At 42.0% G+C, this 12,562-nt stretch carries 7 protein-coding genes; 4 read left to right on the top strand and 3 right to left on the bottom strand.

Annotated elements, in window-relative coordinates:
* Nucleotides 1-191: 191 nt before the first annotated feature.
* Nucleotides 192-953: a tRNA-(ms[2]io[6]A)-hydroxylase gene (locus HRU23_03780; protein NRA53238.1), complete on the bottom strand. Its 762-nt coding sequence runs from the start codon at nt 951-953 to the stop codon at nt 192-194.
* Nucleotides 954-1,150: 197 nt separating this feature from the next.
* On the opposite strand from HRU23_03780, the gene HRU23_03775 reads away from it, so the two are divergent.
* The 4 genes from HRU23_03775 to HRU23_03760 all read left to right on the top strand — a co-directional run bounded on the left by HRU23_03775 (nt 1,151) and on the right by HRU23_03760 (nt 9,683).
* Nucleotides 1,151-2,329 (top strand): cystathionine beta-lyase, encoded by a 1,179-nt coding sequence (locus tag HRU23_03775; protein ID NRA53237.1) that lies wholly within the window; start codon nt 1,151-1,153, stop codon nt 2,327-2,329.
* 207 nt (nt 2,330-2,536) lie between these two features.
* A complete protein-coding gene (locus HRU23_03770; GenBank protein NRA53236.1) occupies nt 2,537-5,395 on the top strand; it encodes an insulinase family protein in 2,859 nt (952 codons plus the stop codon).
* 140 nt (nt 5,396-5,535) lie between these two features.
* A complete protein-coding gene (locus HRU23_03765) occupies nt 5,536-7,881 on the top strand; it encodes a DNA polymerase II (GenBank protein ID NRA53235.1) in 2,346 nt (781 codons plus the stop codon).
* Between the two features lie 305 nt (nt 7,882-8,186).
* On the top strand, nt 8,187-9,683 hold the full coding sequence (locus tag HRU23_03760) for a lipopolysaccharide biosynthesis protein (protein ID NRA53234.1): 1,497 nt from the start codon (nt 8,187-8,189) through the stop codon (nt 9,681-9,683).
* Nucleotides 9,684-9,824: 141 nt separating this feature from the next.
* On the opposite strand, the gene HRU23_03755 is transcribed toward HRU23_03760, so the two are convergent.
* Both HRU23_03755 and HRU23_03750 read right to left on the bottom strand, forming a co-directional pair.
* Complete coding sequence (locus HRU23_03755) at nt 9,825-11,207, bottom strand: sodium:alanine symporter family protein (GenBank protein NRA53233.1); 1,383 nt, start codon at nt 11,205-11,207, stop codon at nt 9,825-9,827.
* A gap of 581 nt (nt 11,208-11,788) precedes the next feature.
* Nucleotides 11,789-12,421, bottom strand: a complete 633-nt coding sequence (locus tag HRU23_03750) for a helix-turn-helix transcriptional regulator (GenBank protein NRA53232.1) — start codon at nt 12,419-12,421, stop codon at nt 11,789-11,791.
* Nucleotides 12,422-12,562 lie beyond the last annotated feature (141 nt).

The raw sequence follows: 12,562 nt of genomic DNA, 5'->3' as shown, positions 1-12,562 counted from the left end.
AAAGATGATAATAAAAATCATCAGATCTATTGTCAATCATAATAAAGCCTAACGAGCTAATTTATTAGATTAAATTAGCTTAAAAGCTCAAAACGAACCAAAAAGCTATAATTTGGTTACCGTAGCACGAGATTATAAAAAAAAATCAAGTACACAGGTCAAGGCGTGTTATTAAGGACCTACCAATTGGTCTAACTGGTAGGCGCACCACTGTGAAATTTAAAATCATCATCAGCACTAACAATAAGCTGCGCTTCTATCTGGCCAAAATACGCAATGCGCGCGCTAATATCTTTACCGGCAATTTTGGTGGCCAGGGTTAAATAATCTTGATAATGACGAGCTTCCGAGCGTAAGAGCGAGACATAAAATTTATTTAAGTCGTCGGCCAAATAAGGCGCGATTTTAGCAAAACGTTCACACGAACGTGCTTCGATATAAGCGCCGATAATTAATTTATCGATTAACGCATCCGGTTCATATGATGTGACATGTCCCATCATACCTTTAGCATAGCGCCCAGCCTTAATACTTTTAAACTCAAGACCACGCCCTTCCATAATTTGTAACACCTGATAATAGTGATGTAGTTCTTCTTTGATTAACAGCACCATTTTATCGACAAAGTCTTGCCCATAAGCGCAGTCGTCACGCGCAGTAATGGTTTTTGCCATGTGTGATTGGCTCGACAATTGAGCCATCGTCCCTTGTTTTCGATAGACGTAGTCTTCATAAGGCTTAAACCATAACGCTAATGCTGCACTGCTTTCTTTGTCCACTGCATATTTTCGCAATAGAAACATTGCTGTTTGGCCCGCTTTCAGCTCGCACATTAAGTGATCCAACAATAAAATCGGTAAACTTTCAGGTTGTTTTGCCCGCTCTAGCCAACTGTCTGGGGTTTCACATTGCAAGAATTTTAGAATAGGTTCTAATAGCTGTTGGTTTGGCATGACAATCTCAAATAATTAACGATAAAAATCACTGCGATCCTAGCACGAAACCCCCAAAGCTCATTAGTTCTATACTCAAAATCATTACCGATGGCATGGCATAGACCATTTGATTATAAAAAGTCGTAAATAACAGGTGCAAACGTGGCCATTTTTAAGTTTAATAACCGTCTAGACATCTAATAGGGTTTGATTGAATGAAACACGACACGAAAATTGTTAGCGTAGGCCGCAAAAAAGAATGGACCAATGGCGCGGTCAATCCACCGGTACAACGTGCCTCGACTATAGTGTTCGACACGGTCGCCGAAATGAAACATGCAATTGCCAATCGATCCGATAAAACCCTATTTTATGGCCGTCGCGGCACCACCACCAGCTTTGCATTTAGCGAAGCGATGAGTGAAATAGAAGGCGGAGCTGGCTGTGCCTTGTATCCGTGTGGTACGGCGGCAATTACTGGTGCGCTGCTGTCATTTTTAAAAACTGGCGATCATCTATTAATGGTCGACACAGCTTACGAGCCAACCCGAGATTTTTGTAATAAGATCTTAACTAACATGGGTATTGAAACCACTTATTACGATCCAATGATTGGGGCCGGCATTAAAGATCTCATTAAAGCCAATACCCGGGTGTTATTTTTAGAATCACCAGGTTCTAACACCATGGAAGTACAAGACGTGCCAACCTTGTCAGCTATTGCACATCAATCAGATATTATTGTAATGCTCGATAATACTTGGGGCGCCGGGGTTAACTTCAAGCCCTTTGATTATGGCGTTGATATTTCGATTCAAGCTGCAACCAAATATATTGTCGGCCATTCCGATGCAATGATTGGCACCGCGGTCGCCAGCGAGAAGTATTGGCCACAACTGCGCGAACACAGCTATTTATTGGGCCAATGCGTATCTCCTGATGACGCCTACCTTGCTTTACGCGGCCTAAGAACGCTAAGCGTTCGGTTAAAGCAACACCAAGCAAGCGCGCTAAAAGTCGCCCAATGGTTAAGTGAGCAACCCGAAGTCGATAAAATACTCCATCCTGCGTTTAGCGACTGTCCTGGCCATCAATTCTTTAAGCGCGACTTTAACGGCTCTAATGGTTTGTTTTCTTTTGTGCTTAACCGCGGCAATGAAGCAGCGATAACTGAACTGCTTGATGGGATGAGCCATTTTAAAATGGGCTTTTCGTGGGGCGGATTCGAGAGTTTAATTCTCAAGGTTAATGGCCTTGAACGCTTACGTACTGCCACTACTTGGCAAGCAGCGGGCCCTGTTATTCGACTGCATATTGGACTTGAGGATGTCGATGACTTAATTAGCGACTTGCGCCAAGGACTCGACCGTTTAAATACTAAATTAGCGCAATAATAACGCCCTCTGCCGGTGCTATTATTGCGCCGGCTCAGCCAACACTATCTCGCCATATACCCACGCAAGCACTTTAAAAAAATTGAACTTTTGCCATAATATAACGAACTATGTGACTTTATCGTGGTCTTTGTTGTGCCAAATCTTCCTAAATTATTGTGCAACAACATGTTAAGCTCCTAATAACATAAGCATTGGAGAAATATCTTGAAAAAATGGACTGTTCCCGTAGTGATCGCACTGCTTGCTGGTTGTAATCAAAGCCCCACTTCACCGTTAACCTCAAGCCTGAAAAACACGGTTAAGCACGCTGATACTCGCCTGATTGAAGTGGTAAAAAACGATCCTAATAAAACCGTTATTCCTTACCAAAAATACGTGCTAGCCAATGGTTTAACCGTCATTTTACATCAAGATAATTCCGATCCTTTAGTCCAGGTTGATGTTACCTATCACGTTGGTTCAGCCCGAGAAACTATTGGTAAATCAGGTTTTGCCCACTTTTTTGAACACATGATGTTCCAAGGTTCTGATAATGTTGGTGACGAACAGCACTTTAAACTCATTACCGAAGCGGGCGGCACCTTAAATGGTTCAACCAACCGCGACCGAACCAATTATTATCAAACTATCCCAGCCAATCAACTTGAAAAAATACTGTGGTTAGAATCCGACCGGATGGGATTTTTTATTGATAGCGTCACTCAGAAAAAATTTGAAGTACAACGCGAAACGGTTAAAAACGAACGTGGTCAACGGGTTGACAACCGACCTTACGGCCGAGTGTCAGAACAAATCGCAAGCGCGTTATACCCTTTAAACCACCCTTACTCTTGGCCCGTAATAGGTTTCATCAATGATTTAAACCGGGTTAATGTTAATGACTTAAAAGACTTTTTTCTAAAATGGTATGGCCCAAACAACGCCACAATTACAATCGGTGGCAATATTGACCCGAGCCAGACCTTAAAACTAGTCGAAAAATACTTTGGTTCAATTCCTGCTGCGCCAGCAGTAAACCCACCCGAGAAAGTTGCAGTTACCCTTGATCAAGATCGCTACATTTCGTTGCAGGATCACATTGAATTGCCGATGATTTCGATGACCATGCCTACCGTTTATGTTCGGCACGAAGACGAAGCACCATTAGATGTTTTAGCTGAGATCCTCGGTGGTGGTAAAACCTCTATCCTGTATAAAAATTTGGTTAAATCTCAATTCTCAGTATTTGCTGGGGTATCGCATCCCTGTGCAGAGCTTGCGTGTACTTTTAATTTTAAAGCATTTCTAAATCCAAAGTCGGGTAAAACCTTAAGCGATCTCGAACAAATAATGCGCGCTTCGCTCGACGAGTTTGAGCAACGCGGGGTTCAAGCAGACGATTTACAAAAAGTACGGGCCAAGATGCAAGCAAGTTTTATTTTTGGCTTGCAAAGTGTTGCAGGTAAAGTCAGTCAACTAGCCGCTAACCAGACGTTTTCTGATAATCCAAATTATATCGAACAAGACCTTAACCGTTATAACTCGGTCACCAAACAAGATGTATTGCAAGTATTTAATCGTTATATCAAAAATAAAGCCGCGGTCATTATGAGTGTCGTACCGATGGGCCAACCTGATGCGGTAGCAGCTAAAGATAACTTCATCCCTCCAGCACGAGATTTAAGTAACCTAGCATCAGTTGCGCCCGAGCAGCTAAAATTACGCCGGGCTAGCGATACTTTTGACCGAACAGTAATGCCTAGCGCCGGTCGCAGTGTCGGAATTTCTTTACCAACAATGTGGCAACAACAGCTAGAGAATGGCATTGAAGTATTGGCGACTCAAAGCTTAGAAACGCCAACCACCTCAATGTTAATAAAGATCCCTGCGGGCCATTATTATGAAGAAAAAGAGCAAGCAGGTACCGCTTCATTGTTAGCCGCAATGTTAAATCAATCAACCTTGCTTAGATCGAACGAAGCCATGAGCAATGCCCTACAAAAACTCGGCAGCTCGGTTAGTTTTTCAGCGTCCAATCAATACCTGTTGGTTAACATTAATACTTTAAGTGCTCACCTTGACGCGACTTTAACCTTAGTCAAAGAAAAGTTGCTGCAGCCTGCTTTTCTCGAAAGTGAATTTAACCGAATTAAAAATAATGCGGTTCAAGGCATTATCAATAGTAAAAGAGATGCTAGTTATCTCGCCTCGAGCGCTTTTGGTCAATTGCTGCATGCCGACGATATCTCTGCCACACCAATCGGTGGCACTCAAAAAAGTTTGAATGCGTTAACCCTAGCGCAGGTAAAGTCTTTTTATCAGCAATTGGTTAAGCCCAATGGTAGCCACATCATCGCCGTATCAAGCATATCTCATCAGGCACTAAGCGACAGTTTAAATACATTTAATAATTGGACAGGTCAAGCAACTGAACTAACGCTGGACCTAGCATTATCAACAACCAAAACTGGGGTGATTTATTTAGTCAATAAACAAGGCGCAGCTCAATCGACCATTCGCATTGGCAAGCGCGCGATTATTCGTGATATTACTGGCGAATATTACAAATCGTATTTAATGAATTTTACCCTAGGGGGTGCGTTTAATAGTCGCATAAACTTAAATCTGCGCGAAGACAAAGGATATAGTTACGGGGCGAGCTCTTATTTTAACGGCAATAAATACACCGGGGCCTTCGTTATTGGCACCGAAGTTCGCCGCGATGTTACCGACAAAGCAATCGTTGAAATTGCCAAAGAGGTTAAACTCTATGCCGATAAAGGAATTACGCCTGAGGAGCTCGCCTTTATGCGCAGTGCAATTAACCAACGTGATGCCCTGCGATACGAGACTCCGCGCGCTAAGCTGAGCTTTTTAGCCCAAATGTTAGAATACAACTTAAGCCCAACATTTGTTAAACAGCGTTCAGACATAGTTTCAACCATTAGCGCCGATGAAATTAATGCCTTAGCGAAAAAGCATCTCGCTTTTGAACAAATGTTTATGGTGGTAGTGGGTGATGCCGTCACCTTAAAACCACAGCTCGAAGCATTGGGTTATCAAGTAGTCGATTTCTCGATTTAAAGACTAAAACTGTTGACGGGCTGGCTGTTATTAGCGCTTTGCTCGTCAATAGATCACACTGATAGTCGCGACAAAGAGCTTACTCGCAGCTAAATTTAATTTATAATCAAATCTATGCCCCGTCACCTAACTTAAACAATATGACAGCTCACTCTGGTTTTTTACTGACTCAACAAGCCATCGATATCAATGGCAAGTCGCAAATATTACTGTGGCTGATTACCGATCACGGTCCGGTTAAGCTGATTATCAATGACCAATCACCGCTGTTTTTTATTAGTAATGAGCAATTGGATCTGGCTGTCGAGTTATTAAACCGTCATCGAATTAATCACCACAATAAATCTCTGGCGTTAACCCGATTTGATTTCAGCCCGGTTTCTGGACTCTATTTTAGCAATATAAAAGATGCCCGCTCGGCAAAAAGCGTGTTGCGCCAAGCCGGTCTGATTATTTATGAAAGCGATATCAGCCTTGATCAGCGGTACTTAATGGAGCGGTTTATTTGTGGCGGCATCGAGTTTAATGCCACGGCACAACCAAATATTGGTTACACCCAATATCACAACGTCAAGCTACGACCCAGCGATTACCAGCCACAATTATCGGTACTGTCGATTGATATCGAATGCTCCCAACATGGCGAACTTTACAGTATTGGTTTTCACCAGCGTAATTTTTCGCGGGTAATAATGATTGGCCCCCCGCAAGACGGCCCCTCCTATATCCAGTGGGTAAAGGATGAAAGCGAACTATTAGAGCAATTAGAAATTACCATCGCTGAGACAGATCCTGATATTATCATTGGCTGGAATGTGATTAATTTTGATTTTAGATTGCTGATTAAGCGCGCCCAATACAATGGCATGAAATTACGACTGGGCCGTGGTCAAGCTTTTGCCCACTGGCGTGATTCACACAACGATAATAACGGCTACATTACCATTGCCGGACGTCTCGTTATCGATGGCATTGATGCCTTAAAAACCGCGACTTATCATTTTGCCAGCTTTAGCCTCGACTTTGTTGGTCATAGTTTACTTGGCCGTGGCAAACACACCGATGATGTCCATAATCGAATGGCTGAAATAAATCACAATTTCAAGCATGACAAACCGGCACTCGCGGCCTATAACCTGGAAGACTGTCGCCTCGTTAGCGATATATTTGAGCACACCCAATTACTTGAGTTTTTAATCTTTAGAACCAAACTAACTGGTTTGCCACTCAACCGTGTGGGAGGCTCGGTCGCCGCTTTTACTAATTTATATTTACCTAAATTACATCGTGCTGGTTTTATTGCCCCGAACCTCCCACCCGACGGCGGTTTAGCTAGCCCCGGTGGTTATGTAATGGATTCACAACCGGGTTTATATCACAATGTTTTGGTACTCGATTTCAAAAGCCTTTATCCATCGATTATCCGGACCTTTAAAATAGATCCGATGGGGCTTATCGAAGGGTTAGCAGCGCCAGAGCATGCTATTGACGGTTTTAAGCAGGCAAAATTTTCACGCGATAAACATTTTTTACCCCAAATCATCACCAACTTATGGCAACAGCGTGATCAGGCCAAGCAACAAAAAGATCATCCTAAGTCGCAAGCCATAAAAATTATCATGAACTCATTTTATGGCGTGCTCGGTTCTGGCGGTTGCTGTTTTTACGATACCCGACTGGCCAGTTCAATCACGATGCGAGGTCATCAAATCATTCAGCAAACAGCTCAGTGGATTGAAGAAAAGTTTGATGTAATTTATGGTGATACCGATTCAGTATTTGTGTTTATTGGCCCACAATATAATGCCAAACAGGCCAACAAAATAGGTCAGCAATTAGCCGATGACGTTAATCAACGTTGGCAGCAACTTATTGCTCAAGAGCATCAACTAGATTGCCATTTGGAACTGCAATATGAAACGCTGTTTGCGCGATTTTTAATGCCAAAGATCCGCGGCAGCGAAACTGGCAGTAAAAAACGTTACGCCGGTTTGTTAAATAATAATGGTAAGCCTGAGTTGATTTTTAAAGGCTTGGAAAGTGTGCGCAGCGATTGGACAATATTAGCGCAAGATTTTCAGCAACAACTTTACCAACTGGTGTTTGATGATCAAGATCCACGGCCTTTGGTATTAGAAACTTTAGAAAAAACCCAAACAGGTCAATACGATCACAAATTGGTTTATAGTAAGCGGCTTAGGCGAAAACTATCACATTACGTCAAAAATGTTCCTCCTCAAGTTAAAGCCGCGCGCATAGCCGATGAGCAAAATGCCAAGCTAGGCCGTACTTTGCAATATCAAAATCATGGCACTATTAATTATGTCATCACGATTAATGGCCCCGAACCTGTCGAATACACCACAAGCCCAATTGACTATCAGCATTATATTGATAAACAATTATTACCAATAGCCGATGGCATACTACCCTTTGTTGAACTGTCATTTGAACAAATCACGGCTACTCAGCTCGGCTTATTTTAAGCGTTAGGCATATTTTAATGCGGATATTAGCAATATCCGCATTCGGCTAAATGGTACGAAAACATCAACTAAACTCAAGATATTCGTGTCAAATCGCGCACCATTTTTGTCATGATTTCATCCAATAAATAACACAATGAATTAAATCTATATTAAATAGTTTCTTCACTAAATTATGTACTAATATTTTAGTCAAGAAACTATTCATGCCAAGGGATCTTAATGGCTTGTTTGTCACCATAAGGAATATGAAATATGACCGAAAAATTTTTTCTCTATTTAGCACTATTGACTAAACAATAGCCATGAGCACACCCGATAACAAGTCGCTATCACAAGAAGTTGCTCACGGCACTAAATGGTACATGGCGATGCGCTGGAGCATTAAAAGCTTAGGCTTCATTAGTTCAGCCGTATTGGCCCGCCTGTTAGTGCCGGAAGATTTTGGGTTGGTCGCTACCGTAATGGTCGTACTTGGGTTTGTCTCTTTATTATTTGAATTTGGTGTCAACTGGGCTTTAATTCAAAATAATAAAGCCAGTGATGAGCACTTTAATACCGCTTGGACCATCAGAATAATTCAAGCCATTATTATCGCAGCGCTAATCGCTGTTTTTGCTCCACAGATAGCCCAAGCCTATGGTGATACCAGAATAGAAGAGATCTGTTTAATCATTGCGTTAGCTACGTTTATTCAAGGCTTTGAAAATATAGGAACCGTCAAGTTCCAAAAAGAAATGAATTTTTCCAAAGACTTTTCATACAATGTAACGCCAAAAATTATTGCCACGATTATCACGATAGGACTGGCGTTTTACTATCAGTCTTATTATGCACTGGTGGTTGCAAGCTTGCTCAATAGCCTTATAAAAGTCGTTATTAGCTATAGCATAATTGATTATCGCCCACGACTTACCTTAACTAAGTTTTCCGATATATGGGGCTTTTCGCAATGGATTTTAATCAGAAATATCGCTAATTACATTTCAACTCAAGGCGATATAATTGTATTGTCAGCGCTAGCAACACCGACCAACATCGGCTATTACAAATGGAGCAGCGAGCTCTCCTTTATTGCAATATCTGAAGTACAGCTCCCCTTTTCCCGAGCTTTATTACCCGGATTAGCAAAAATAAAAGACAATCATCAACAACTCATTGCAGCTTACCTAAAAGCCCTATCTTTTATGGCCATAATTTCAGTTCCTGTTGCGCTGGGGTTTGGCGCAGTATCCCATGAACTTATTCCATTGTTTTTAGGTGGTGATAAGTGGTTGCCGGTGGTGCCGTTAGTTGAAGCATTAGTCTTTTTTGCTATGTGCACCGCGCTCTATGGGATTTCAGGTAATTTATTGACCATTAACGGTAATGTAAAATACACCGCCTATATATTCTGGTGCCAAGCCATCATCACAATATTAAGCCTCTACCCTGCTTATTCAGCATTTGGCTTGCTAGGCATCGCCTACACGCGAGCGCTTATTGGCGTGATAATGTTCTTTTTGGTCTCGATCCTAGTGACCCGACTTTGTGATGTTAGCTTTAAGCAGATAATCAATGCCATTTGGCGACCTGTCTTCTCTGGCCTGTTAATGTATGCAATCGTTATCAATATATCCGATATTTTTAACCTGAGCACTGGTTTATTACTGTTGTTTAAATTGGCGCTCGGCGTTAGCTTGTATAGTTTATTTATTTTAGCGCTCTGGGGTCTTAGCCGTGATAAGCATGCGATTGAAACCAGTTTAATTGAATCAACACGGCGCTATGTTGCCAATATCAGAGTGCGTAAGCAAGTTTAATCAGGCACCGGATTGATGCTGATCTTCTTCATGCCTCAATTAAGGGTGATGTGTAAACATCGGGGAAATATAATTAGGTAGGATCAATGTAGACATTACTAAGCCGCCTTGCGGCGGCTTATAAAATAACCACGGTTAACGTTATTTCTCTTGTGCCATTAGCTCAGCAGGTTCAGCACCATTGCTGGCAAAATATTCACGCGTTAGCTTAAATACTACCGGACTTAATAAGCCCAGTGCAATTAAGTTAGGTATCGCCATTAAAGCATTCATCGTATCGGCCAGTAGCCAAATAAACTCCAGTGAACCGGCAGCGCCAATTGGCACAACCAAAACCCAACAGATACGAAATGGCATAATAGCTTTGACCCCAAATAGATACTGTACACATTTCTCACCGTATAAGCTCCAACCTAAAATAGTGGTGAAAGCAAATACTGATAACGCAACAGCAACAATGTAATTACCACCGGGGATCGCACTAGCAAAGGCGTTCGATGTTAACTCAGCGCCAGTAGCACCTGACGTCCATTCACCGGTAACAATAATCGCAAGACCAGTAATAGAACAAACAATCAAGGTATCGATGAATGTACCTAGCATCGCGACCAAACCTTGAGCAACTGGGTTTTTAGTTTGCGCAGCCGCATGAGCAATTGGCGCACTGCCTAAACCGGCTTCGTTAGAGAACACCCCACGTGCCACACCGAAACGAATAGCAGCCCAAACAGCAGCGCCAGCAAAACCACCTTCTGCGGCAGTTTCAGTAAACGCACTATTGATGATTAACGCAAATGCTGCTGGTATTTCAGAGATATTAATAATTAAGACAATCGCACCGGCCGCAATATAAAAAGTAGCCATTAGCGGTACTAATTTACCCGCGACATCACCAATGCGCTTAATACCGCCCATTAATACCAAACCAACCAGAACCATCATTACGATCCCTGTGACTAGGGGATCGACACCAAAGGTTGATTCAATCGCATTAGCGACTGAGTTTGCTTGTACAGTATTACCAATACCAAAACCAGCAATCGCGCCAAAGACTGCAAAAGCAGTGCCTAACCATGCCCATTTGCTGCCCAAACCATTTTTGATGTAATACATCGGCCCGCCGACGTGATTGCCATTAGCATCCACTTCTCGGTACCTTACCGCCAGTACCGCTTCGGCAAATTTAGTTGCCATGCCCAGCAAGGCTGTACACCACATCCAAAATAAAGCACCAGGGCCGCCAAGGAAAATAGCCGTAGCAACCCCTGCGATATTACCGGTGCCTATCGTCGCTGACAGAGAGGTCATTAATGCATTAAACGGGCTTATTTCACCAGCCTTTTGCTTATCCTTATCAGGAATTCGTCCTTGCCACAGTAACTTAAAACCGGTGCCAAGCTTTAAAATTGGCATTAAACGTAAGCCAAGGGTTAAAAATAAACCGATACCCAGTATCATCACCAGCATCGGTACTCCCCAAACGATACTATTAATACTCGATATTATATTTGTTAGAAATTCCATACAGTCCTCATTACATTATTATATTTTATTTGAGTTCGGCCTTAACCGAAGAACCATTAATGACGCACACCGAAAACAAACGCCCAATGTTAGCCAAATATTTCCGATAGGAAACAAAATAAGCAAAAACAGTACAAATTTCAACCTTAATTTTCAATAAGAATTTACTGGCATCATAAGAAACAGCTTTAAGCCTTAAATAACAGTCAGTTATAGGAAATCGATTTAAGCATTTAAATTCAACCAAGTCAGTAGCAATAAGTCGTACTAAGAATAAAGTTAGCGCTAAATAAAGATAATTCTGCTGATTAATAGCTGTTGCATTATGAGAGTGATCTATTTTTTGCAGGGACAGTGAACACTTTTTTAGCGTAATTGACAGCCGAACAAGTTGCGTTATCAATCAATGGTATGACAATGAACAGCGTATAAATTGAGTTTTCTTAAGCCTGCACAGCTTAAGAACGCTAGCTAGATAGCCATTACTTAACAAAGAGATACAACAACCGAAAAAAGAAAGAGAGGAGTAATTCAGGCCAATAGAGCGCAGCATGAGGCAGCACTCATAATATTGTTCTTGGCTAATTTTTAGAAGTAACCCATAACGTATGGGCGTCTTGCTCGCTTACTGAAACAATCAAATGCCCCATCGTCGCGTCATAATAAACACTGTCACCCTGACACAAATTAACTGGCTCGTAAAACTCAGTCAGAAACTGGACCTCGCCTTCTAATACCAATAAGAACTCTTCGCCTTGATGACGGATCCATTCGCCAAAGTCATCAAATGAGCGGGCGTGTATTCGGCTTTTGTAAGGCATCATTTTTTTATTACTAAATTGTGCAGCCAGTAATTCATGCTCATAAGTTGGAGTAAGATGAGGGGTGCCAGCGTCGTTTTTGGTAATGTCTTTGCGGCCAGTAGCCTGAACCTGCTTAGGTTTAGTAAAGAGTTGCGGCAGCTCGATATCTAAACCATTAGCCAGCTTTTGCATCACCGAAAAAGTTGGTGAAATCTGTTCATTTTCAATTTTAGAAATAGTCGAGCGCGCCAGACCGGTGCGTTTGCTCGCTTCTTCAAGGGTCAATTTATTGGTCGTTCTAATAGCTTTAACATGTTTGCCGATACTAATTTGCTCAACAGGCCGAACCTCTTGCTTACTATTTTCCACCGTCATCGACGGATAAGTATCGGTACTAGGCTGTTCACTCATTTATTCGTTTCCATCAAGCAATTCAATTACTTTAGATTGTTACACATCCAACGAAAGCAAAGAAGCCGTATGTCACTAAACCATTAACATAACGACAGCGCAACAGCAACCAACTAGCAATAAGTTTCCTATTGGAAACTT

The sequence above is a fragment of the Gammaproteobacteria bacterium genome (assembly GCA_013214945.1).
Lineage (GTDB): Bacteria > Pseudomonadota > Gammaproteobacteria > Enterobacterales > Psychrobiaceae > Psychrobium.
Note: the sequence above shows the minus strand (reverse complement) of the source record. Positions and strands in the feature narration are given on the sequence as shown.

Bases quoted from the DNA above. Each gene is read 5' to 3' on its own strand.
- HRU23_03780 (NRA53238.1), bottom strand. From the start codon at position 953: ATGCCAAACCAACAGCTATTAGAACCTATTCTAAAATTCTTGCAATGT.
- HRU23_03775 (NRA53237.1), top strand. From the start codon at position 1,151: ATGAAACACGACACGAAAATTGTTAGCGTAGGCCGCAAAAAAGAATGG.
- HRU23_03765 (NRA53235.1), top strand. From the start codon at position 5,536: ATGACAGCTCACTCTGGTTTTTTACTGACTCAACAAGCCATCGATATC.
- HRU23_03760 (NRA53234.1), top strand. From the start codon at position 8,187: ATGAGCACACCCGATAACAAGTCGCTATCACAAGAAGTTGCTCACGGC.
- HRU23_03755 (NRA53233.1), bottom strand. From the start codon at position 11,207: ATGGAATTTCTAACAAATATAATATCGAGTATTAATAGTATCGTTTGG.
- HRU23_03750 (NRA53232.1), bottom strand. From the start codon at position 12,421: ATGAGTGAACAGCCTAGTACCGATACTTATCCGTCGATGACGGTGGAA.